The sequence below is a fragment of the Peribacillus sp. NPDC097224 genome, assembly GCF_044761985.1.
GTDB lineage: Bacteria > Bacillota > Bacilli > Bacillales > DSM-1321 > Peribacillus.
The window spans coordinates 1-23,754 of the sequence record NZ_JBIWDK010000017.1 but is presented as its reverse complement, the minus strand read 5'-3'; the positions used below and the strand labels follow the sequence as shown (position 1 = coordinate 23,754).

Below are 23,754 nucleotides of genomic sequence, written 5' to 3'. Positions count from 1 at the left end.
CTTCTATAATCCCGGCATCATGACTCTGGTGAAGGCTTAGTCTCCCTGCCTTCCTCATTTTCTGGGATTCCACCATCTTGCTGTTCACCTGTACTAATTTCCTCTTCTTGACGAGGTGGTAATACAGAAGCAATGACTTCTTCCCCACTGTTTTCAATTGTGACTTTTTGGTTTGATTGGACGTCAGATATGTAGATTGTTTCACCTACTTGAAGCTCTGTGACATCAACGTCGATTGATTCCGGGATATCATCAGGTCTAGCTGAAACAGTTACCTCATGTAGTGACTGCTGTAGGACGCCACCATCTTTAACCCCTTTGGATGTACCTACGAGATTGATGCGTACCTGTGCTTGTAGTTCTGCTTTCATGTCCACGATTAAGAAATCGGCATGAAATACATGGTTTTTCAACGGATCCTTCTGATAATCAGAAAGCATGACCTGATGTTTAGTTCCTTCTAAATCTAACGAAATAATTCCGTTACGGCCCACTTCTTTTATTGTTTTTTGGAAATCCGCGTTGTTGACTGAAATGGCTGTGCTGCCATTTTTATTCCCATATACGACGGCCGGAATTTCTCCGCTTTCCCTTAAGTCCTTTAAATTAGAATGTTTAGTCCCCTTACGTTCTTTAGCTACTAATAGATTACTCATACATCCTCCGCCTTCCTGAATATAAAATATTACAGTTTCACTATATATTTAAATCTTCCCTTATCAGAGAAAGATTAAACATATATTGGCACGCTAGAAATACGACTCCAAAAAAGAATAAGGGGGAGTAGGGAGAACTTTTTTAAAAACCAGAGAATAAAAAAATGGCGGACCATAAGGCCCACCATGTTTTTTAAAACTGACTATTAATCGAACAATGTACTAACAGATTGTTCTTCATGCACACGAATGATCGCCTCAGCAATCAATGGAGCCACAGACAATTCAACAATTTTATCAATTTTCTTTTCTTCAGAAAGGACAATTGAGTTTGTGATGACTAATTCTTTGATTGATGAATTTTGAATGCGCTCAATAGCTGGACCTGAAAGGACCGGGTGAGTACAACATGCATACACTTCTTTAGCTCCATGCTCTACAAGGGCATTCGCTGCAAGTGTAATGGTTCCTGCTGTATCGATGATGTCATCAATCAGAATAGCTGTTTTTCCTTCTATGTTACCGATGATGTTCATTACTTCAGCCACATTTGGTCTTGGACGGCGTTTATCGATAATAGCAATCGGTGCTTTTAAACGATCCGCCATTTTACGGGCACGTGTCACACCACCATGGTCAGGAGAAACAATGACGATATCTTCAAGATTTTTTTCTTTGAAGAAGTCAGACAAGATTGGAACCGCTACTAGGTGATCAATTAAAATATCGAAGAAACCTTGAATTTGCGGTGCGTGAAGATCTAATGTAATAACTCGGTGTGCGCCAGCTGTTTCTAATAGATTTGCTACTAGCTTAGCTGTGATCGGCTCACGTGCGCGTGCTTTACGATCTTGGCGTGCATATCCATAATAAGGCATAACGATGTTAATCGTTTTTGCCGAAGCACGTTTTAAAGCATCAATCATGATTAAAAGTTCCATCAAGTTCTCATTTACAGGCTGGCTCGTTGATTGAATGACATAAACGTCACACCCACGAATACTTTCTTCTATGTTAATTTGAACTTCACCATCACTGAAACTCGTTACGGTACATTTTCCAAGTTCAACGCCAATTGTTGCGGCAATTTCTTGGGCTAAACCAAAGTTTGAATTCAAAGAGAATACTTTTAAATTAGGATCTAAATACTGATTTGACATGATGACCTCCGTGGGTTAGTTATTGAATTTTAATTTTTTCACATAATCTTCTTTGTTAACTTGACGTGCCCGGGCAACTGACAGAGCTTCCTGCGGTACATCCTTGGTGATTGTTGACCCCGCAGCAACATATGCTCCTTTTGCAATCGTTACAGGCGCAACGAGATTTGAATTGCAGCCAATAAAGACATCGTCTTCAATTTTCGTCAAATATTTGTTTTTACCGTCATAATTCACGGTAATAGATCCACAGCCTATATTAACATTCTCTCCAACCTCAGCATCCCCTATATAACTCAAATGAGAGGCTTTGCTTCCTTTTCCGAATACGGACTTTTTAATTTCGACAAAATTTCCGATTTTCACGGAATCTTGTATATCCGATTCCGGTCTGATATGCGCAAACGGGCCGACTTTCACAGAGTTACCAATTTGGCTATCCTGTGCAACCGATTGGCGAATTTCCGTTCCATTCCCGATTACACAATTTATGATTTCCGATTGTGGGCCAACCTGGCAATCTGTTCCGATAACACTTCGCCCTTTAATCATTGTACCAGGATAAATGATTGAATCCTGGCCAATTTTCACATCGGATTCAATATACGTCGTAAGCGGATCAACGATTGTGACGCCATTTCTCATGTGCAACTCATTGATGCGTTTCCGTAATATTTGTTCCGCCTGTGATAAAGCGACGCGGTCGTTTACACCTAAAGTTTCGTCGAAGTTACTTGATTGAAAGGCCGTAACTGTTTCGCCTGCTTGTTTTAAGATTTCAATAACATCCGGTAAATAGTATTCACCTTGGACATTTTCATTTGAAACTTTTTTCAGTGCGCTAAATAAGGCCTGATTGTCGAAACAATATGTTCCCGTATTAATTTCCTTAACATATCGTTCTTCAACAGAAGCATCCTTATGCTCGACAATTTTTTCGACAAGTCCATTTTCACTACGTAAGACTCTGCCATATCCATCTGGCTGATCTGCATACGCTGTCAGAATGGTTGCCTTCGCCTGGCTTTTTTCATGTAAAGCGATAAGCGCTTCCATCGTTTCTGCTTTGATTAAGGGCGTATCCCCACAAATAACAAGTGTTATTCCACTTTTACCTGCTAATACGCTTTCCGCCTGCATAACAGCATGTGCCGTACCTAATTGTTGCTCTTGCAAGGCGTACTTGCATGAATCCCCAAGTTGTTCTTGTACTTTTTCTGCTCCATGCCCAATAACTGTTACAATATCTTCTATTTGAAGTTGATTGACTTGATCGATAACATGTTGTACCATTGGTTTTCCGCAAACAGGGTGTAAAACCTTGTAAAGCTTAGATTTCATCCTAGTGCCTTGCCCAGCGGCCAAAATTATTGCATAGCGATTACTCATAACAGGCCTCCATTTTCACCTTTTTATCCATTAAAAATATTATCTTAAATAAGGATTCTTTTCAAGGTAACATTTGAAAGTAGATGATAATGTTAACCTCTGTCCATCAGACCTTTGACCTTAATATGGGAATAAAAACTAATTAAAATTCCCCCATTCATTATAATCCCCTTTGCAAAATGAGCTGCATTTCTCTCACCCATGTACGTGAAAAGCGACTATCAAGTAGCAGGTCCATTCCCTGAAATGCTATAACACCCGCGTTTATACAGTGATTCCATTCCTTATTTCCCTATGTAAAAGTAATGCTTTCAATGCGGCGAATGCCCTTGTAATGACCATCAATCACAATTGATCAATTTTTACTTTAATGGTAAGTAATTATTTTTCTTATAAAAAATAAAATTTACTAAAAAAAATGTTTATACATAAAACAAAAGGGGTATTTGTAATTTTGAAGATAGTACCAGTTACTTTTCTAGATTCAATATTTACAAGTCATAAAAATAAAAAAGAGCACTACTTAAGAAGTAGGCTCTGGTTGCACTTATTTATAATGGACCATGTAAAACACTTAAGAAGCTCCTGCTCCTGCTTCCTCTAATTCGGTTTCAAGTTCTCCTAAACGATGATATTCTGTCAAGACAGCTTCTTGAATTTTCCCGCGTGTGGAAGAATTAATCGGATGCGCAATATCACGGAATTCCCCATCTGGAGTACGTTTACTTGGCATAGCCACAAATAAACCATTATTTCCGTCAATTACTCGAATATCATGAACCACAAATTCATTATCGAGTGTAATTGATGCGATTGCTCTCATACGACCATCCGTATTCACACGGCGTAATCTTACGTCAGTAACTTCCATTTAAGCTCACCATCCCTTTTAGTTGTTAAATCTTAAAGTACATATTCAACAAATAAACGGGAAATCCTTCTATTATCTGTAAGTTTTTTAGAAAATTAAGCCTAGTTTTGAAAAAATATTAAAAACATCCTGAAAATACTGGAAAAGTACCCACTACAATCCCCCTAGAAAAGGCAAAAAAAAAGAGCCCGTTTATTTAACGAGCGCAATCACTTCTATTTCCACAAGAGCATCCTTAGGCAAACGTGCGACCTCTACGCAAGACCGCGCCGGTTTATGTGTAGAAAAATACTCTCCATATACCTCATTAATCGAACTGAAGTCATCCATGCTTTTAATGAATACCGTCGTTTTAATGACTGTGTCTAAAGTAGCACCTGCCTCTTTCAATACAGCCTGAAGATTCCTAAATACCTGATGCGTCTGTTCTTTTACGTCTCCATTCACCATTTCCCCGGAAGCAGTAAGAGGAATTTGACCCGAACTATAGAATAAACTTTCCACAATGATACCCTGTGAATATGGACCGATTGCTGCTGGTGCTTCATTCGTGTGTACTTTTTTCATGAAAAATCCCCCTTAATCCCTTTTAGTAAAATAGTTTCCACGACTAACGTTTATCTTTTTATCTCTTTCAACAACCTGCGTCAGCTTGATTAATGACACATAATCCTCCACGAGACACTCTTCCGTATGTTCGGACTCTACGAGGACAGCAATCCCGGCAACAGTCGCCTTAAATTCATCCAGAAGGCTTACCATCCCGTTGATTGTCCCTCCTGCCTTCATGAAATCATCCACAATCAGCACATTCGATCCCTCAACCAAGCTTCTCTTTGAAAGGACCATTGTCTGGATTCTTTTAGACGAGCCAGAGACATAGTTGATACTAACGGTAGAGCCTTCTGTCACCTTATTATTCCTTCTTACTATGACGACGGGAACATTCAAATAGTTCGCCACCGCGTATGCTAATGATATCCCTTTAGTAGCCATCGTCATTATAACCGAGACATTTTTCTTGGCATACATGGAAGCGATGATCCGGCCGACCTTATTCACAGTTTGCGGGTGACCTAAGATATCGGTCATATATAGGTAGCCGCCCGGTAATAGTCTTTCAGGACTAGCGATTGTTTCACAAAGCTCATCTATAAAGGTATCGGCTTCCTCCCGTTTAATGGAAACGATATACTTTACGCCACCCGCGGCACCCGGTACGGTCGTCAAAGAACCTATTCCTCTTTGCTCAAAGGTATCCTTGATGATCGTCAAATCCTCACTTATTGAAGACTTGGCAGAACTGTACCTCTCAGCAAAATAGGTCAGTGAAACGAGTTCCCCTGGATGTTCTAATAAATAATTGGTCATATCGACTAGCCTCTCGCTGCGACGAAATTTCATTTGTAACACACCCTCTGTCATTTCCGAATATTATAATGCAACTATAACATCATTGTCCGCATTTATTCAAGGTCGCTACGGTCACCTAACATGCGGACAGCATAGACTTGATCACAAAATCCTCGTAGTCCGTTATAGATCCTTTGCATACGGGAGTCATGTTCCACTAGTCCAAAGACTGTCGGTCCGCTTCCACTCATCAAGACAGCATCTGCGCCGAACGTCTTCATTTGGTCTTTAATGTTGGCCACCTCTGGATACAATTGCAATGTAACCTGCTCCAGTACATTTCCCAGACCGTCGCATACACGTTCATAACTATTATCCCTTATGGCCGAAATCATACCGGGAATATCAGGATGATCCATTTTGGCAACCTGCAATCGTTTATATATATCAGCGGTAGATACGCCAATAGTCGGTTTGGCTAAAATAACCCAGCATTTGGGCGGTGTAGGAAGATGCATGATTTTTTCCCCACGTCCTGTAGCCAAAGCCGTCCCTCCATATACACAAAACGAAACATCAGAACCGATTTCTGCCCCTATTTCAGCAAGTTCATCCATGGAAAGTCCTAACTTCCACAGTCTATTTAATCCTCTTAATGTAGCAGCGGCATCACTGCTTCCACCTGCAAGTCCGGCTGCTACAGGAATATTTTTCTCTATTGTAATAGAAACACCTTTATTAATTCCATAACGTTCCTTTAAAATGAATGCAGCTTGATACGCCAAGTTCCGATGATCATCCGGAACGAATCGATTATGAGATAGAATTTGAATGTGGTTCCCTTTTATTTCTTTTAGCTCTATTCTATCGGCAAGATCGACTGTCGTCATGATCATCTCCACCTCGTGATACCCATCAGGCCGTTTGAAAAGCACATCCAAAGCTAAATTAATTTTAGCCGGGGCTTTTTCCATAAGCTTCAATATGTCCACCTACTTTAACGTTCTTAAAAGTTCTTGTCCTATTCTATCATATTTGTTTCTATTCTAAAGGTTTTTTCATCGTATTTACAATGTATTGAAGTGGAGAATACCTTAGAGGGGAGAAAAGGACTGCGGGGAGAGGGGGCCGTTGCTCCTTCTTGAAGGACTTGCCATGCAACTTAGTGCCCGTTATTCGCTTATGTTTCTTTATAATAAAAGGCCAGACTCCTGTATCTACAATGTAAGCATAAAAGGATATCGCTATACATTGAAGAAAGAGCCTGGCCCATTTCGTAAGGACAGCATGATTCATTTTAGTGAGATTTTATTCTTTATCCACCATTTGACGTTGTGCTTTTTCGATTGCAAGTTTTACCATGTTTCCTGCGTCGCGGGCTCGAATTCCGCCCCAACCCTCTTTTTGGACAACATCGTAAAATCCAAGTTCTTTTGCCAATTCCTCTTTAAAGTCCTCGGACATAATCCCTTTTTTTCTACTCAAGCGAAACAACCCCTTTCACATGCTGTCACATGCCTATTGTTTGTTACATACGCTATTTCATGCTTACTTATTCCACCCTGAACTGGTCACACCTGGATTTTGGACAAATCAAAAAGTAGCAAACATATTGTCTGCTACTTCCTCTAAGTTAAATCTCTTGTTGTTTGTTTAAAAAGGTTAGTTCCACGGCTTCCGTTAATACATCCGCATAGCTGTAAGATACTCTTTCAAACGCATTTTCATCTTGGTCGAGTTCAATTACAAAAACAGCCGGATAAGTTTCCGCCAAAATTCCAAAACGTTCTACAGTCTTTCTTCTTCCACCGTTTGCTTTCAAAAGCAATCTTTTACCTAGGTTTGAATCAAGTGCAGTTTTAATATCAGCTAGAGTTTTTGGCATTTTCGGTCCACCTCACTAATTATAGTATATCACAAATTGTTAATATACGCAAACAAAATAATAAATTATATCAGCAGTTAAAAATGTAGTCAATATATTTTTACCTTAATTCCGCAAAAATCGTTAACATTTTTATTATCTCCTAGTAATTGAAAATATATGTAAGCGAACTATTCATTATCAAAAAGGAAAAATTTTCGCTACTGAGTCCTCTGCTCCCTTTTTCGATTAAAAAAATCCTGTCAGAATTATTGATATCCGAAATTTCAAGCAATAAATTAAGCTGCATTCTTTCAAAATGCAGCTCATCATTCTTCCTGGAAAGGTTTAAAGGGGAGTCCTGTTCGAAGCATGCCTTTTGTTTCAATCCCGCCCAATCCTTTTTCGCCTGTTAACGTATTGCGAAGAACATCCCAAACATGAAGATTCTCCATATAGGCCGTGAAACTTACCTTACCGACAATATATACGGGATCAAGCGCATGAATATTCACGCGCGAAGGGGAACTTGCATAATTAGCCCCTGCTTGGATGATCGATTCAAAGTGGGATTGACAAGCACCAGCGAATATAACTAGTTGATCTAGATGTGATACCTTCTTTCTCGCCTCACGGACGGTTTGCACGAAATCCTTGGAGTGACGATAGGCGTTGATATCGGACATCGGTCCATTTGATTTAGAATAGGCGTCATGACCCGTGACGACAAGGATATCTGGACGGTAATGGTCCAGTAGGCTGCCAATTCTCTGGGGCATTTCTTTTTCGTTACAATAGACGCCATTCACCGGTATGCCGAATTTCTGGTAAAGGTCCAGGCATTTTCGAAGATAGGAAGCATCCCCGTCTACATGTAGCACTCTGCCTGGTATTTGAAAGTATTCTCCGCTATAGCGGTACCCATTACTTGATTGATATCCGCTTTTTTGCTGCTGAAGCTCTAAATCTTGCGTTAATAGGCGGTAGGATTGTTCTTGGAGTGCTTCATTGGACTTTTGACGGACACTTCGCTCATTATCGTTTATAATCATCAAATCCTGAAAAGGTGCATCTGCGATTAGCCGAATATCTTCCCCGTAAAGAACCGCTTCACGTTTGCCGTAATTATCACGGATATCAATTACCCGAAATAGTACGTCGCATTTATAAGAGAGCCGACCGACAATATCATTTATCTGAACATTCATTGCTCCACCCCATGAGAAGACTTATTTTAAAGCCCACCCTAGATTGTTTTCTTTCTTAAGTTATGCTAACGCTCCACGAATGGTGAAAGTGAAAATTGGGGTATATCATATGCGGGAATCGGTTCACTACCCGCTCTAATCCAAAAAAAAAGCCGGATGAGGGAGAATAGAACCCCTTTCCGACGTTAGATTGGTAATGGTTATTTAAAATTCGGCAGTAATGCATCACTCAAGCGTCCAAATTCCTCAATGCTCAATGTTTCCCCTCGCCTAGTCGGGTCGACTTCTACGGCCTTAAGAGCAGCAAGAATCAATTCCTTTTTCGCTTTTCCTTCCGGCAACTGACTTGTTAAGTTATTTAATATCGTTTTTCGGCGCTGTGCAAAGCTCGCCCGGGTCACGACGAACAAAAAGTCCTCATCTTGTACTTCGACAATCGGTGTAACCCGTCTTGTGAGGCGAATAACAGCCGAATCGACATTCGGTTGCGGCATGAACACCGTTTTTGGAACGATCATAACCGTCTCTGCTTCCGTATAATATTGAATGGCAATCGATAAAGAACCATATTCCTTCGTGCCTGGCTTAGCTGCGATTCGATCGGCGACTTCCTTTTGCAACATACATACGATGCCTCTAATCGGTAAGTCCTCTGACAAAAGCTTCAAAATGATGGGAGTAGTAACATAGTAAGGAAGGTTGGCTACGACCATTATATCCTTGATATCCTTGAACTCTTCCTCGATGGCCTGCTTGACATCCGCTTTCAAGACATCCCCATGGATGATTTTCACATTGTCGTATGGAGACAGTGTATCGGCTAGTATCGGAAGTAAGCGCTGATCTATTTCGAAGGCTGTGACCTTTTTGCTGCTTTTCGCTAATTGTTCAGTCAGCGCCCCTATACCTGGCCCAATTTCAATCGCTCCACTTTCCTCTGTCAACTCCGCATGCTCGACAATCCGCTTCAGGATATTCGTATCGATTAGGAAATTTTGCCCTAGGCTCTTTTTAAACGAAAATCCGTACTTCTTTAGGATGTCTTTCGTTCTGACAGGGGTTGCTATATCTTTATTCATGATTTTCCTCCTGATTTATCTGTACAATCGCTTCGCTAAAAGCCTCAGTTGATATTTGAAACATTTTTAATCGCTTGTATAATTGCTTACCATTTGTAAAACCGATCTTTAAGATGGAACCAAGTCTTTCTCTTCGCTCTCTAGCTCCCGCACCACCGATTAAACCTGCATCTATTAAATCCTGCTGGGATATTTCCTCTTGGGCTTCCTCATCCATGAGTTGTGCGTCTTTCAAGGCATTACGAATCGCTTCAGGTGAAGCGTGCTCCACGCCTATTCCCCTGCCTGACTTAGGCAACGCCTCTTTCTTCGTTAAAAAGGCATGTTTACAGCCCTTTACTTGTTCTGAAATGATATTTCTGATTTTTTGTCCTGGAAAATCCGGATCCGTAAAAATGATAACACCACGTGTGACTTGTGCCAACCTTACCTGATCTATACAGGATTGATTCACGGCGGAACCGTTCGTTTCTATGGTATCCGCATTGACCGCCCTTTTTATCGCTACTGTATCATCTTTACCTTCAACAACAATGATTTCTTTAATCTTTTTCATGTTTTCCTCCATACAGAAAAGCGCAAGACTTACTATGTAACAGACCTTGCCACGACTTTTCCATCGGGATGGCTTCTCACGCCATCACTCGATTCACTTTTAGTTTACACTGAAATTTTATAACTTATTGAATCGTCTCTTTTATTAAAGCAGGTTTATACTGTTGGTTTCAACAAATGGTAAAATAAAACGTCAAAAAAGCAGGAGACAATTTATCTCCTGCGAGAGAAAACTTATTAATCCAGTACTCGGATTTTCACTTTCTTTACACCCCAACGATAAGCGTCGTTTTTCGATGAAAAGAATACATCTATTCTGTTTCCCTTAATCGCTCCGCCCTTATCGGCAGCAGTAGCATAGCCATAACCCTCGACATAGACCTTCGAGCCCATGGGAATCACGCTTGGATCGACTGCTATGATTTTGGCATTAGGATTACTTTTCAGATCCACTCCTGTTGAAGTAACACCTGAACAGCCGTGGCAACTTGCTGTATAGGCCGTTGATGAGACGTAAATTTCTTTTCCGCTGGTAGAATTCACATTCGTTGCTCTCGGTGATTCTTGGGTTTCAAGCTTCTTAGTTCCGACCGCTACGACCTTATCCTGCTTTTTATTCACAACTTTTTCAGAAAGCAATTTCCTTTTGACTTCTTTTCCATTTTCTTTGATCACTTCGTATTCCTTGGAAGTGATACCCTTTTTTCCTTCTTTTTCGATCTTTTCTTTCCCTTTTAATAAAGAATCATCATTTTTAGTAATGACAGCATAATCGACAGGTTCTTCCACTACATCGGTGACTTTTTCAATTCGAATAACGTTTACCGTATTCTTTGCTTCAACTTTTTCCACTAATCCTGGTTCAACTCGATCTAAATCATTGAGTTTGACACCTTGTTGCTTTAAAAAGTCAGCGACCGTAGTCGAAGTTGACCAAACCTGCTTTTCTTTTCCACCTACCACCAAGTTCAGTGAAAAGGCTCTATCGATGCTAACTTCCATATCTGCTTTAAGCTTCGTGTCTTTTGAAGGAGTAACTTTATCCTTCTCATCTACTCCGAGCTCCTGCTCCTTGATAAATTCCTCTACGGTATCGGCGGTTGACCAGACTTCCTCTTGCTCACCATCTTGTACCATGACAATTTTTCGAGCCTGCTTGTACACTACCTCTAGATCATCAGCTACTTCACTGTCAACAGAAGGATGTACATAATCTGCGGCTTGAACCGTAATCTCTAAATCTTTTAACATATCATTTACAGTAGCCGCGTGTGTCCGCACTACCTCTTTTTTCCCGTCAAGCATGATTGTGACTGTATGCATTGTTCCTTTATGGATCAGTATTCCCAGCGCCGTAGTGACGAGAATTGCCGTGCATATCGCAACCGCTATTCGCTTCTTACCTACAAGTCTGGAAATAAGGTTTTTCATAGTTTTTGATAGAATGAAAAACTCCTCCTTCCTCCCGGTGATTATATAGACATACTTATCGAGCTGTCAACCCATCCACTTCTCATTTAGGAAATTATTACCTATTATGCATATTCCTCATAGAAAAGGAAAGGGTGACTTATCGACATAAAACACCTATGTAGGGAGAGAGATTTGTAGAAACTTCAAAAAATGCTTTCTAAATAGCAAATCCCGGGAGAACGTGACCCAAAATGATGTCAATTAATGCCGAATAATTTCTTGGCATTACTCGTTGTCGCCTGGGATACTTCTTCCACGGAAAGTTGCTTGATGTCTGCAATTTGCTCGGCGACGAGTTTCACATAGGATGGTTCATTACGCTTTCCTCTAAAGGGATGGGGTGCTAGGTAAGGACAATCCGTCTCAATTAATAGACGATCCAATGGCACAGCTGCTGCTACTTCTTTTGGTTTCTTCGCATTCTTGAAGGTAACGGGTCCCCCCAATGAAATATAAAAGTTCATATCGATACATTCCAAAGCTGTTTCGGCACTACCACTAAAGCAATGCATGATGCCTCCCACTTCTGAAGCACCTTCTTCCTTTAATATGCTCACGGTATCTGCGGTTGCTTCACGATTATGAATGATGATAGGCAACTTTACCTTTTTTGCTAGGCGTATTTGTTTTCTGAAAACTTCCTTTTGAATTTCCTTCGGCGATTTGTCCCAATGATAGTCAAGGCCCATTTCCCCTATAGCAACTATCTTAGGATGTGCGGAGAGTTCTTCAATCCACTGGAGATCTTCTTCCGTCATATCTATTGCATCAACAGGATGCCAACCGATTGCCGCAAACATAAAATCATATATTTCCACTAGTTCCATTGCTCTAGTGATGGTAGGGCGGTCAAAGCCGACGACAACCATGTTTTTTACGCCCGCTTCCTGCGCTCTTTCTATGACTTCTTCAAGATCTTCATTGAATTGCTCTGCATTTACATGTACATGTGTATCGAAAAGCATGTTTATTCTTCCTTTCTAGCACTATTTTATTTCGTAATGAGAGTTTTATGTTTCTCAATTAGGTAACAAAAAGATTACATAGTCCCTCCCTGAAGGCAGGGACTAAAGAATGGTCTCAGTAGATGCCTGCTGCACTGGGGCATATAAATAAAAAACATAAAAGTGTTTCATATGAAACACTTTTATGTTTTTTTTAGTTATTTCACTTTCGATCCATTAGGAATGGAAGCATCTATTGTAGCAACAGATAGGACGCCATCTTGGCTGCCAGCCAAAATCATTCCTTGAGAAAGCTCCCCACGTAATTTCACTGGTTTAAGATTGGTCACGCATATCACTTTTTTCCCTACTAATTCTTCTGGTTTGTAGTGCTGAGCAATCCCGGATACGACCTGCCGCTTCTCGTACCCAAGATCCAACTGTAGCTTAAGCAGTTTGTCGGCTTTTTTTACGGGCTCGACTTCCATTACCTGCGCTACACGCAACTCAACCTTTGTGAAATCATCGATTGTGATTTCATCAACTTCCGGAATTTCGACTTCTTCCTTTTCTTCCTCTTTGGACGTGCCACCCTGCATTTGTTCTTTAATATATTGAACTTCCTCTTCCATATCTAAACGCGGGAAGATAGGGTCCCCTTTTAACACTCTTGTATCGGAAGGAATTAATCCAAACTCGCTGAGACTATCCCATGTCTTCAAGTTCTCATCCTGAATGCCTAGCTGAGTAAAGACTTTTTCCGGTGCCTGCGTTAAAAATGGTTTCAATAGGACGGCTGTCCGGCGTAAAGATTCAGCCAAATGGACCATAACACTTGCAAGTTCCCCTTTTTTGGCTTCATCTTTAGCCAACATCCACGGTTGGGTTTCATCGATGAACTTATTGGTCCTGCTCACAAGCTGCCAAATGGACGTAAGGGCAACGGAGAATTCCATTTTTTCCATGGCTTCTTCATATTTATGTACCGTATCTTGATTCATTTCAAGCAAGTTTGTTTCAAATTCGCCATTCGACCCTTGATAGTTTGGAATCACACCGTCGAAATACTTATTGACCATGGCTACGGTTCTGTTCAATAAATTACCTAGATCATTCGCTAAGTCAAAGTTAACCCGTTCTACAAATCCCTCTGGAGTAAATACCCCGTCAGAACCGAATGGGACTTCACGAAGAAGGTAATAACGTAAGGAATCCAAACCGTATCGATCAATCAATGTAACCGGATCGACCACGTTCCCTTTTGACTTCGACATTTTGCCGTCTTTCATAAGCAACCAGCCGTGGGCAAATACCTTTTTCGGAAGCGGCATATCGAGAGCCATTAACATGATCGGCCAGTATATGGTATGGAAACGAACGATTTCCTTCCCTACTAGGTGAACGTCCGCCGGCCAGTAATTCCTGTATTTAGAATCATCATCCGTCCCATACCCTAAAGCTGTAATATAGTTAGTCAACGCATCAATCCAGACATAAATGACATGCTTCGGATCTCCCGGTACTTTAATTCCCCAGTCAAAAGTTGTACGAGAAACGGCCAAATCTTCTAATCCCGGTTTGATAAAGTTATTGATCATTTCATTTTTTCTTGATTCAGGCTGGATGAACTCAGGGTTTTCCTCATAGAACTTCAATAAACGGTCAGCATACTTACTCATCTTGAAGAAATATGACTCTTCCTTAACCTTCTCGACTGGTCGGCCACAATCTGGACATTTCCCATTACCTTCTTCGACTTGGCGTTCCGTAAAGAAAGATTCACATGGTGTACAATATAATCCTTCATATTGATCCAAGTATATGTCGCCCTGATCCAGCAGCTTCTTGAATATTTTTGCCACAACCTCTTTATGGCGGTCTTCTGTCGTCCTTATGAAGTCATCATAAGATATATCAAGCTTATTCCAAAGCTCTTTTATTCCAGACACGATATTGTCCACATACTGTTTAGGTGTGATGCCCTGTTCAGCTGCTTTGCGCTGGATTTTCTGACCATGTTCATCCGTTCCCGTTAAGTACATAACGTCAAAGCCACGCATCCTTTTGTAACGAGCCATGGCATCTCCTGCCACCGTCGTATACGCATGCCCTATATGTAAATTACCACTTGGATAATATATGGGTGTTGTAATATAAAATGTATTTGATTTTTCCTGCATTTTATTGCCTCCTCATCATTTGCAAAACTGGCTAAGGACTTGCCCCTGCCAATTAGAGCACAGTAAAACTATTATCTCTATTTTAACCCTATCTGTCATTCTATGCGACAAGAATCAACAATCATTTCATCCTGAAATTCGAATGAAAGGCAAAGAATTTCTAATCAGTGCTTAATGCTTGCAAGGTTGTCTTCACCCTATTTTCAGCATTTCCTCTTACCTCAACAAAATATACCTTACTATTCATATTTTGCGCAACATCTCCCATTCTATTTGGACGTTTTACAGGAATATTATCCTATATTCCGAATTTTTGATTTGAAACTAAAATAACATTACTCTTATAATAGGGAAGAGATAGAGCTCCATTATCATAGTTTGTCGAATCTTGGTGAAGTAAATGGTTCCGCAGACAAGCTAGGACTAAGGCTTTTTTGCTTTATTACTTTTCGTATCCTTTATAAAAAGCGATAATGAGCTCTTACAGAAAAATGAAAATAAATCATTGACGAATATGGGAATGGCTGGTATTATAAATTTATAAAAAAAATTGTCGAATAATGACGAAAAAAATAGAAAAAGGTACTAAATTGTATTTTGAGAGGGGAATTTTCAATGAAATCTACAGGAATCGTTCGTAAAGTTGATGAGTTAGGCCGGGTAGTTATTCCAATCGAGCTTCGCCGTACATTAGGCATCGCTGAGAAAGATGCTTTAGAAATCTATGTGGATGATGAGCGCATTATCTTAAAAAAATATAAACCTAACATGACTTGTCAAGTAACTGGTGAAGTTTCTGATAACAATCTTACACTTGCTAATGGTAAGTTAATTCTTAGCCGTGAAGGTGCAGAAATGTTAATTAAAGAAATTCAACAAAACTTTGCAACTTCTAACTAATATAGATAAAAAACTTCCGAATATCGGAAGTTTTTTTTGTCCATTTAGTTGGCATCTATATGAAATGCCTGGTATACGTCGCGTTTTTGCATATTTCGATCTTTTGCAACTTGCTTTATGGCATCCTTTGAAGGCATTTTCTTCGTTTCGATATAATAGTTGACATGCCCAACAATGTCGAAAGCTGACCACCATGCTTCTTCTGGGTCTTCTTCCTGTTCTTGAGCACCCTCTATTATCAAACAGAACTCACCGCGCACCTCATTTTCAGCCGCCCAATTCATTGCCTCACTTAATGTACCGCGAATAAACTCTTCAAACTTCTTGGTTAATTCACGACATAGGACTATTTTTCGGTCTCCTAGGATTTCATGCATATGTTTCAAGGTTTCCTTTAAGCGGTGAGGCGATTCATATACAATCCAAGTAGCTTCCATTTTTTTTAACTTTTCCAACTCTTGTTTCTTTTCTTTTGCTCCCCGCTTTAGGAAACCATAGAAATAAAAGGGTTGAGGGGAAAGCCCTGAGGCAATCAACGCCGTTAATGCCGCATTGGCTCCTGGCAAGGGGATAACCTTAAACTGTTCAGCAATTGCTTCCCTCACAAGTTCATAGCCTGGATCGGAAATCGTTGGTAAACCGGCATCACTGACGAGAGCGATCACTTGGCCTGAACGAAGTCGCTCAAGCATTTGCCGTCCGCTGTTTTCCTTATTATGCTCATGATAACTGACGATAGGTGTAGAAATCTCAAAGTAATTACATAGTTTTTTTGTATTTCGCGTATCCTCGGCAGCTATGACATCTGCTTCCTTTAAAATCCTAAGAGCGCGGAAACTCATATCTTCAAGATTGCCTATAGGAGTAGGGACTAGATATAAAGCCGGTTCCAACCCCTCTTTTTCAAAACTCTTTTGCTGCCACATAGATTATGTCTCCTCCTTTGCCATCCACTTTTCTTTTTGTTTTCTGGTTAGTTGCTTGAACTGGTATTCTGCCTTCATGGCCAAAGTCTGGTTTTCAAACGTTTCATGATAAATCAGTTCCACAGGGGTCCGTCCACGCGTATATTTAGCGCCTTTCCCCTGATTATGCATATTGATCCTTCGTTCTAAATTATTGGTGTATCCCGCGTAATAACTATCATCGCTGCATTTTAAGACGTAGAAATAGTGCCTATTCGTCTCCATATAAAATCTTTCTGATTTCAGGATTATATTCATTCTGTTCATTGTACACAACGAGTGGAGGTAGGATTTTCAAATCCGGGTTTCCGTCTTTAATTCCTTCAATGAGAATCGTATTGGCCTCTTTTGTACTTTTTGGATAAACGAATTGCAACCTCTTCGGTTCAATCCGATACTCCCTCATCAGTCGTAGGATATCCATCAAACGACCAGGTCTATGGACGAATGCCGCTTTTCCACCCTGACGAAGTAACTGACTTGAAACACGCATGACGTCTTCCAATGTGCACATGATTTCATGACGGGCAATCGCAAAGTGTTCATTTTTATTGATTTCCTCAATGGACGGAGTCGGGAAGTACGGTGGGTTACACGTTACCACATCATATTTACTGTATCCTATTTGCTTTGGGATTTCTTTTATATCAGCATGGACCATTTCAATCTGCGAGGAAACCCCGTTATACTCCATGGTTCTTTGAGCCATGTCATATAGGCGATCCTGGATTTCGATGCCCGTAATGGACCCTTTAGTCCTTGTGCTTAGCAACAAGGGTATGACGCCATTGCCTGAACAAAGATCCACTAGCCTTCCCTTTTGGATCGGTACGCTTACAAACCTGGATAATAAAACGGCATCTAATGAAAAAGAAAACACCGATGGACTCTGGATGATCCGTAAATCCTCCGCCAACAGGTAATCCAGCCGTTCATCCCCTTTTAGTTCTACCATTGCTATTAACCCTCCTATATATGTAGAAAAAGCAGGATTAAGCCCTTACTTTAACCCTCACTCGTAACAAAAAGGGCCTGACTCATAGTATGCGTCAGACCCCGAATCACTATATATTGTAAACGGTCTATCTATCACGTAAAAGAGATGGAACATTCTTTTATATTATTCCATTTTCACTTCTTGTTTAAAAAAGATAAACAGAACAGGCAATCTCCTTCTTTACGTAAACTGCCAAAATGCAGATTACAAATATGGAAGCCTTCTTGATAGATACGGGCTAGATTATCATAGCCTTCCCCTATATCCATAACCTTATTCGTACTCTCAGTACGGTTCTTCGTCTTTTGTTTCTCTTTTATAGAAACAGGTTCACTCTCGGCATCCGCAAGGCCCAATCGATGACGCAAGTGCTCATTTTCTAACTTGAGCGATTGATTTCCTTCGAGGATTTCCGCAAGATTCTCCTTCAATTCTCCAAGCTGTTTATATAATTGGCCTATCTGGGCTTCCATATTGGTAACCGACTCAAAAATATCTTTCTTATCCACGCTCTCCCACCACCTTAATAATCTGTGGCTTGAATAGAAACGGCTCCCTCTTTTAGAATCTCATCTAAAGTATACTCTAATACTCTTTCCTGCTCGATTAGTTCAATCTGAAGTACGCGTTCTAGAATATTAAGCCCCACTACCTTGCCTTTGCCACCAGGCGTATCAATCATCTCACCTAAATCAGGAAGCATTTCCTTCGCACTCTCATACTCGTCATTTTCATATTTCAGACAGCACATCAATCGACCACATAATCCTGAGATTTTTGTAGGATTTAGTGATAAATTCTGATCTTTCGCCATTTTAATGGAAACAGGTTCAAAGTCTCCCAGAAATGTCGAGCAACAAAGCATTCTGCCACATGGTCCAATGCCACCAAGCATTTTAGCCTCATCCCTGACTCCAATCTGTCGAAGTTCAATCCTGGTTCTGAATATGGCTGCTAAATCTTTGACTAAATCACGGAAATCCACGCGACCATCCGCAGTAAAGTAAAACACTACCTTATTTCTATCAAAGGTATAGGACACGTCAACGAGCTTCATATCCAGCTTATGCTCATCGACCTTTTGACAACATATATAATAAGCTTCTTCTGCAGCAGACTTGTTTTCCTCAACAATTAGCTTATCTTTCGCATCTGCAACCCGAAGTACTTTTTTCAATGGCAGGACAACATCATTTTCATCTACTTGTTTACGGGCTGTAACAACCTTACCGAATTCAACACCGCGGACAGTCTCCACTATAACAAAATCGTCCTTGGGAATGGCGAATTCGCCCGGATCAAAGTAGTATATTTTGCCCGCTTTTTTAAAACGGACACCTACAACATCATACAAATCATGATCCCTCCTGCAAATTCAGCACAAGCTGTTCCATCAACAGCTGTGGATTTGTGTTGGACATCAACTTCCTTTTCGCTTCCAAAATAAACTCCATATGTTCAGCGAGTCGTCTCGGAGAAAGATGAAGAGCGTGAGTTTCAAATTCCTTCAGTTTATTTTGAAATACAATCAGGTCCTTCTTGTCCAACTGAATATATAATAAATCCTTATAAATAAGAAGTAACAAATCAAGGCCTCTGTCTACCTGTTCTCTATCTTTAAAGTGCGAAAACCAATCCGTCTGAAGGAACAATAAGGCCTTCAGGGAATTCTGTTTTAACACTTCATACAATTTTACCACTATTTTTTGGCCTTGTACAAACCATTCATCATGACTCATGTCAATTCCGTCTACCACATTCTGTGTTAAATGAGCGACGACAGCGGCCATCTGTGGGTCCACGTCCTGTTCCATCAGCTTTCGTTTGACATTCTCCGGTGATAACGGTTTAAACGAGATCAATTGGCACCTCGACAAAATGGTCGGTAGAATGCGCTGAACTTGTTCGGTCATCAGTATGGCTACCGTATCTCCTACAGGTTCTTCTAAAAACTTCAAGAGACTGTTCGCTGCCCCGACTGACATCTTATCCGCATCGGTAATCATGTACACTTTCCGATTGGCTTCCACACTTTTCTTTGAGAATTCCTCTTGAAGACTCTTAATTTGTTCCTTTTTAATGGACAGTCCATCTTTTTCAATCAAATGGATATCCGGATGGTTTCCACTAGAAATTCGTTTGCAGTTCTTACACTGTCCGCATGGCTCAAAGCCTTCGACCGGGTTCTCGCATAGTAAGCTTTTTGCAAAAGTTTTGCTTACCTCTTTCTTACCTGTACCTGTATCCCCTTCAAATATATACGCATGAGCCACTCTGTTCTTCGTGATGCTATTTTGCAACATCGTCATAACCTGCGGCTGAATTTGTCTCATTTCCTGCCATGTTTTATCCAACATCATCACTCACTTACGTATATAAATTAATCAGCAGTCCTTTAATTTCGCCTATCATTTCTAATATCTCAAGCGAACTCTTCTCTTTATTTAAAATTTCCTCGCTTAACTCGATCAGTTTCGCATCAATCGTTTCCACGGTCTTCAATGGTCGACTCTGTCCGTATTGATTCCAGCTCGTGGACTGCTTCAGTTCAAGACCATACTCAACAGCTTCGCGCACAAACCGCTTCACTAATGCCTTATATTTGGCTAGTTCCCTAAAGGTCCGGGATCGGACTAGGCGCTGACCTGCCCCTTCAATGTCCCCGATTAAACGATTCAAAGTTTGAACCTGCATCTTCTGGTCCTGTGTTTGAACCAGTTGTTGAAACCTTCCATTACCTGATTGCATTTGTTTATTATCCTGCCGGGCTTTATCCAAATTAATAGGTATGTCATGGTTGATTTTCATAAAGAACCTCCATATATCTAGCCGTTAAAATTGCAGAAAATTTTCAACCGGCAGGACAAATATGGTTGCACCGCCTACTTGAATTTCCACCGGATATGGTACATACGATTCGGCATTGCCACCCATTGGTGAGACCGGGGAGACTAATTGAGAACGCGACTGACAACTCCGCTTGATTATCTCAATCGCCTGATCGACACGTGTATCCTCCGTGCCAATCATAAAGGTTGTATTCCCTGATTTTAAAAACCCACCCGTACTGGCGAGCTTGGTTGTCCTGAAATTATGATCCACTAATTCATTAAGCAGCCGATGGCTATCCTTATCTTGAACGACAGCAATGATCATTTTCATTCTCATCATCCTCCGCTTACTATGAATTTTCACTACCTTACTCCCATTATAACAATTTGTGCTTACATGGAATAGGGTGCAGTTGAATAATATGGAAATCCCAGCGTACCGTTATCTCTTCTTCAAAGCTATCATTAATTGATTCTTCGCTTCTTGGAAAACTTCCTCGATTGATTGATCGGCATCAATGATAACGTAACGATCCTTCCATCTGCTAATGGTTAGCTGATAACCCTCATATACCTTTTCATGAAACTCCAGAGCTTCCAAATCCAGTCGATTCACTTCACGGTCCCCGTTTGACTGTATCCGTCTTAAACCCTCTTCAGGTTTTATATCGAAAAAGAACGTCGCATCAGGCATCATGTCACCAATTGCAAATTTATTAATATTGTATACATCTTCTATATCTAAGCCCCTTGCATAGCCTTGATAGGCCAAAGAGCTATCAATGAATCGGTCACAGAGGACGATGGTCCCCTTTTCTAGTGCAGGGATGACTTTTTCCACCAAATGCTGCCGCCTTGCAGCAGCATATAGTAAAGCCTCCGTTCTTGAATCCATTGCTGTATTGTCTTTATTCAAGATAACTTCTCTTATTTGTTCGGATATCGGGATGCCACCTGGTTCCCGTGTTAGCAAAACTTGATAACCTTCTTGTTGGAGGGCGTACCCGAGCATGTGAATGATTGTTGTTTTCCCTGCTCCCTCAGGCCCTTCCATTGTTATAAAAATCCCACGATTCATTGGTGTACCTCCAAGGTTCTTTGTTTGTAGTATATCATTTTATCCAACCTGGCTGCCCTCATAAACAATCAGCTTCCCGCTTGAAAGGAAAGAACCTCCATGGAATCTTGAATCCAATGCTAACAGTCTCCCTAAATTATCGATATGCTCTGATGTAATCATTTCCCCGGTCATAATCAAGGGGATGCCAGGAGGATAAGGAATGACCATTTCCGCAGATACCGCACCGATTGCTTTTCCAAACTCAACTTGGACCGTACTTTTTTGTTTCATGACAGAGTATGGATAGGCAAGGCTCGTCATGGCGTTTTTACCGAGTGCACTTTGTGGAACAACTTCTTCATCTTGTTCTCCTGATCTATCTTTCATCGCACTTGATGCTCGTTCGATTTTTTTGATGATTTCCTTAAAAGGAAAATCCTGTTCTTCCTTTACTAAAGGAAGAGTCATCAAAAGATTGTAGGGATCCGCAAGTTCCGGATATAGGTTTTCCCCTTCAAATAACTTCTGTAACTGAAATCCACTTAAGCCTGTCGTGGACTGGATGACGACTTTCAAGGGGTCGGCAGACGTTCCCAATGGTGCCTCCAGTACTCGTATCGTGCCGAGCTTGCCCAACTCCCCTCTGAAGTCTGAAATCCTTTTGATGAGCTGGTTTTGGTCTTCTATTGTAAATGATGCTAGATATCCGCGCGCTAAGTCAAGAGACCCCATGATGGGATAAGAAGGACTGCTCGATTGTAGCATTTGTAAATAGAAAGTCATCTTGTCCAAATCCAACAAATCAGAATGAATATGAAGGTAGGACCCCATCGTCATGGCTGGCAATGTTTTATGGGCTGAGTGTACAACTGCATCGGCTCCCACCAGTATCGCGGAGTCGGGAAAAAGGCTTCCCAATTGAAAGTGAGCACCATGTGCCTCATCTACCAACACGGGAATACCTCTTTCATGTGCCATTTTTACAAGGCCAGACAATCCTTTTTCAGCAAGTCCATAGTAATTCGGGTTGGTCAATATGACAGCCTTGGCATCCGAATGTACATCCAAGGCCTCACCCAATAGATCTGAACTGATGCCACCCGCTACTTCCCATTCCCGATAAAATATAGGTTGTAAAAAAACAGGCCGTACATTTGCCAACATCAGGCCATGCAAGATGGATTTATGACAATTCCTTTGAACCAGTACCTTGTCTCCCTCCCCACAGGCCGCAAGGATCATGGCTAGGTTACCTACAGTTGTTCCATTGACCAAAAAATAACTCTTCTGGACTCCATATAAGTCAGCAAGTAGTCTCTCAGCTTCCAATATGACACCTTCTGGAGCGTGTAAATCATCCAGGCCACTTATTTCTGTAGCGTCTATTCCAAGTAGGGGCTTATAGAGTGCACGACCTTTTTCATTGAACACTTGACCATTTTTATGGCCCGGGACATGTAATGAAATGGGTCCCTTTTTATATAAATTGCTCATCGCATCGAACAATGGCGTATGTAATTGATTCATTTCCCTCTTCCTTCAACATCATAATGTTCTTCATTTTATCAAATTTGTCCAAGATTATCTTATCTAAAAGGTAAAAGTTCAATCAAGCGGTTCATTTCCCTCCTCATGGAAAAAGAGTTAGAGAATAAAGAAATCGCCATTTCTTTATTCTCTAACTCTACAACTATCTACAACTACTTACATTATGAACAAATTTCCGGATTCGTAATTTTCCTTAACTGTTTCAAATAGTACTTATACCTGGGGTCATTCGTATCCGTCCCAATCATATCCCTTTCGCATTCTTCACAGATGAAAGTCGTATATAGGTGTATCCCCATGCCTTTTACTTGTTCACATACCACGCACGATTCCCCTGCTGTTGTTTTGGTTGTTGTTTTCCCCAACATCTCCACCTCCATAGCTGCATTCTCCCCAAAAACCATTGTCCGCATACATAGAATTAAAATAGTTTAAGAGAACTCGGGGCTGCTTTTAATAATGTATGATAATGGCTTACATTAGGTGTATGTCTATATAAAAATTCCCCGTCTCCGAGATTGTTTTCATAAAAAACAATTTCTCATTTGAAGTTCAATGATCAGATTCCATAATGCAACTCGTTCTTTCTGCACACAAAAAAAGGCCAAGCCTAATGGCTGACCTTTGAAATGGCTTGGCGGCGTCCTACTCTCACAGGGGGAAACCCCCAACTACCATCGGCGCTGAAGAGCTTAACTGCCGTGTTCGGAATGGGAACGGG

27 protein-coding genes and 1 rRNA gene are annotated in these 23,754 nt (G+C 40.8%); 1 reads left to right on the top strand and 27 read right to left on the bottom strand.

The features are described from left to right. Positions 1-17: 17 nt before the first annotated feature. The 15 genes from ACIQXR_RS19920 to metG form a co-directional block, all read right to left on the bottom strand. The gene (locus ACIQXR_RS19920) at positions 18-656 is read right to left on the bottom strand and encodes a 50S ribosomal protein L25/general stress protein Ctc (RefSeq protein ID WP_402875909.1); all 639 of its coding nucleotides are present in this window, start codon (positions 654-656) and stop codon (positions 18-20) included. Positions 657-862: 206 nt separating this feature from the next. Continuing rightward, the gene (locus ACIQXR_RS19915) at positions 863-1,816 is read right to left on the bottom strand and encodes a ribose-phosphate diphosphokinase (protein ID WP_402875907.1); all 954 of its coding nucleotides are present in this window, start codon (positions 1,814-1,816) and stop codon (positions 863-865) included. Positions 1,817-1,831: 15 nt separating this feature from the next. Next, complete coding sequence (gene glmU, locus ACIQXR_RS19910; RefSeq protein WP_402875905.1) at positions 1,832-3,205, bottom strand: bifunctional UDP-N-acetylglucosamine diphosphorylase/glucosamine-1-phosphate N-acetyltransferase GlmU; 1,374 nt, start codon at positions 3,203-3,205, stop codon at positions 1,832-1,834. 574 nt (positions 3,206-3,779) lie between these two features. Beyond that, positions 3,780-4,076, bottom strand: a complete 297-nt coding sequence (gene spoVG, locus ACIQXR_RS19905) for a septation regulator SpoVG (protein WP_034316332.1) — start codon at positions 4,074-4,076, stop codon at positions 3,780-3,782. A gap of 192 nt (positions 4,077-4,268) precedes the next feature. Next, the gene (locus ACIQXR_RS19900) at positions 4,269-4,643 is read right to left on the bottom strand and encodes a RidA family protein (RefSeq protein ID WP_402875903.1); all 375 of its coding nucleotides are present in this window, start codon (positions 4,641-4,643) and stop codon (positions 4,269-4,271) included. 12 nt (positions 4,644-4,655) lie between these two features. After that, a complete protein-coding gene (purR, locus tag ACIQXR_RS19895; protein ID WP_402875902.1) occupies positions 4,656-5,480 on the bottom strand; it encodes a pur operon repressor in 825 nt (274 codons plus the stop codon). 62 nt (positions 5,481-5,542) lie between these two features. Continuing rightward, positions 5,543-6,412: a 4-(cytidine 5'-diphospho)-2-C-methyl-D-erythritol kinase gene (gene ispE / locus ACIQXR_RS19890; RefSeq protein ID WP_402875900.1), complete on the bottom strand. Its 870-nt coding sequence runs from the start codon at positions 6,410-6,412 to the stop codon at positions 5,543-5,545. 325 nt (positions 6,413-6,737) lie between these two features. Then, positions 6,738-6,914: a small, acid-soluble spore protein, alpha/beta type gene (locus tag ACIQXR_RS19885; protein WP_402875898.1), complete on the bottom strand. Its 177-nt coding sequence runs from the start codon at positions 6,912-6,914 to the stop codon at positions 6,738-6,740. Between the two features lie 148 nt (positions 6,915-7,062). Beyond that, positions 7,063-7,314 (bottom strand): biofilm formation stimulator Veg, encoded by a 252-nt coding sequence (gene veg, locus ACIQXR_RS19880; protein ID WP_402875897.1) that lies wholly within the window; start codon positions 7,312-7,314, stop codon positions 7,063-7,065. Between the two features lie 308 nt (positions 7,315-7,622). Further along, entirely contained in the window at positions 7,623-8,501 is an 879-nt protein-coding gene (gene yabG / locus ACIQXR_RS19875) for a sporulation peptidase YabG (RefSeq protein WP_402875895.1), read from the bottom strand. A 200-nt stretch (positions 8,502-8,701) separates the two neighbouring features. Beyond that, positions 8,702-9,580, bottom strand: coding sequence for a 16S rRNA (adenine(1518)-N(6)/adenine(1519)-N(6))-dimethyltransferase RsmA (gene rsmA / locus ACIQXR_RS19870; RefSeq protein WP_402875893.1), 879 nt, complete (start codon positions 9,578-9,580; stop codon positions 8,702-8,704). After that, positions 9,573-10,136, bottom strand: a complete 564-nt coding sequence (gene rnmV / locus ACIQXR_RS19865) for a ribonuclease M5 (protein ID WP_402875892.1) — start codon at positions 10,134-10,136, stop codon at positions 9,573-9,575. The genes rsmA and rnmV overlap by 8 nt, the downstream gene beginning before the upstream one ends. Before the next feature lie 236 nt (positions 10,137-10,372). Further along, positions 10,373-11,458: a ubiquitin-like domain-containing protein gene (locus ACIQXR_RS19860; RefSeq protein WP_402959599.1), complete on the bottom strand. Its 1,086-nt coding sequence runs from the start codon at positions 11,456-11,458 to the stop codon at positions 10,373-10,375. A gap of 347 nt (positions 11,459-11,805) precedes the next feature. Next, positions 11,806-12,573, bottom strand: coding sequence for a TatD family hydrolase (locus ACIQXR_RS19855; RefSeq protein ID WP_402875888.1), 768 nt, complete (start codon positions 12,571-12,573; stop codon positions 11,806-11,808). A gap of 197 nt (positions 12,574-12,770) precedes the next feature. Continuing rightward, entirely contained in the window at positions 12,771-14,732 is a 1,962-nt protein-coding gene (gene metG / locus ACIQXR_RS19850) for a methionine--tRNA ligase (RefSeq protein WP_402875886.1), read from the bottom strand. Between the two features lie 615 nt (positions 14,733-15,347). Here metG and ACIQXR_RS19845 point away from each other — a divergent pair. Continuing rightward, on the top strand, positions 15,348-15,632 hold the full coding sequence (locus ACIQXR_RS19845; protein ID WP_402875885.1) for a transition state genes transcriptional regulator AbrB: 285 nt from the start codon (positions 15,348-15,350) through the stop codon (positions 15,630-15,632). A gap of 44 nt (positions 15,633-15,676) precedes the next feature. Here the strand turns inward: ACIQXR_RS19845 and rsmI are convergent, their stop codons facing one another. From rsmI to rrf, 12 genes are all read right to left on the bottom strand, one after another. Then, positions 15,677-16,558: a 16S rRNA (cytidine(1402)-2'-O)-methyltransferase gene (gene rsmI, locus ACIQXR_RS19840; protein WP_402875883.1), complete on the bottom strand. Its 882-nt coding sequence runs from the start codon at positions 16,556-16,558 to the stop codon at positions 15,677-15,679. 3 nt (positions 16,559-16,561) lie between these two features. After that, entirely contained in the window at positions 16,562-16,822 is a 261-nt protein-coding gene (locus ACIQXR_RS19835; protein ID WP_402875881.1) for a GIY-YIG nuclease family protein, read from the bottom strand. After that, positions 16,809-17,552, bottom strand: coding sequence for a tRNA1(Val) (adenine(37)-N6)-methyltransferase (locus ACIQXR_RS19830; protein WP_402875879.1), 744 nt, complete (start codon positions 17,550-17,552; stop codon positions 16,809-16,811). Before ACIQXR_RS19830 ends, ACIQXR_RS19835 begins: the two co-directional genes overlap by 14 nt. A gap of 176 nt (positions 17,553-17,728) precedes the next feature. Next, the gene (gene yabA / locus ACIQXR_RS19825; RefSeq protein ID WP_402875877.1) at positions 17,729-18,103 is read right to left on the bottom strand and encodes a DNA replication initiation control protein YabA; all 375 of its coding nucleotides are present in this window, start codon (positions 18,101-18,103) and stop codon (positions 17,729-17,731) included. Positions 18,104-18,117: 14 nt separating this feature from the next. Continuing rightward, complete coding sequence (ricT, locus tag ACIQXR_RS19820; protein WP_402875876.1) at positions 18,118-18,948, bottom strand: competence/sporulation regulator complex protein RicT; 831 nt, start codon at positions 18,946-18,948, stop codon at positions 18,118-18,120. 1 nt (position 18,949) lies between these two features. Next, positions 18,950-19,948: a DNA polymerase III subunit delta' gene (holB, locus tag ACIQXR_RS19815; protein ID WP_402875874.1), complete on the bottom strand. Its 999-nt coding sequence runs from the start codon at positions 19,946-19,948 to the stop codon at positions 18,950-18,952. A gap of 13 nt (positions 19,949-19,961) precedes the next feature. Further along, positions 19,962-20,402 (bottom strand): YaaR family protein, encoded by a 441-nt coding sequence (locus ACIQXR_RS19810; protein WP_402875872.1) that lies wholly within the window; start codon positions 20,400-20,402, stop codon positions 19,962-19,964. A gap of 24 nt (positions 20,403-20,426) precedes the next feature. After that, positions 20,427-20,756 (bottom strand): cyclic-di-AMP receptor, encoded by a 330-nt coding sequence (locus ACIQXR_RS19805; protein ID WP_402875870.1) that lies wholly within the window; start codon positions 20,754-20,756, stop codon positions 20,427-20,429. Between the two features lie 111 nt (positions 20,757-20,867). Further along, a complete protein-coding gene (gene tmk / locus ACIQXR_RS19800; RefSeq protein ID WP_402875868.1) occupies positions 20,868-21,503 on the bottom strand; it encodes a dTMP kinase in 636 nt (211 codons plus the stop codon). A 39-nt stretch (positions 21,504-21,542) separates the two neighbouring features. After that, positions 21,543-23,012 carry an aminotransferase class I/II-fold pyridoxal phosphate-dependent enzyme gene (locus tag ACIQXR_RS19795; RefSeq protein WP_402875866.1) on the bottom strand — a complete coding sequence of 490 codons (1,470 nt, stop codon included), beginning with the start codon at positions 23,010-23,012 and terminating at the stop codon, positions 21,543-21,545. 182 nt (positions 23,013-23,194) lie between these two features. Beyond that, the gene (locus ACIQXR_RS19790) at positions 23,195-23,413 is read right to left on the bottom strand and encodes a sigma factor G inhibitor Gin (protein ID WP_402875864.1); all 219 of its coding nucleotides are present in this window, start codon (positions 23,411-23,413) and stop codon (positions 23,195-23,197) included. Positions 23,414-23,665: 252 nt separating this feature from the next. Then, positions 23,666-23,754 (bottom strand): 5S ribosomal RNA (gene rrf, locus ACIQXR_RS19785); the annotation flags it as partial.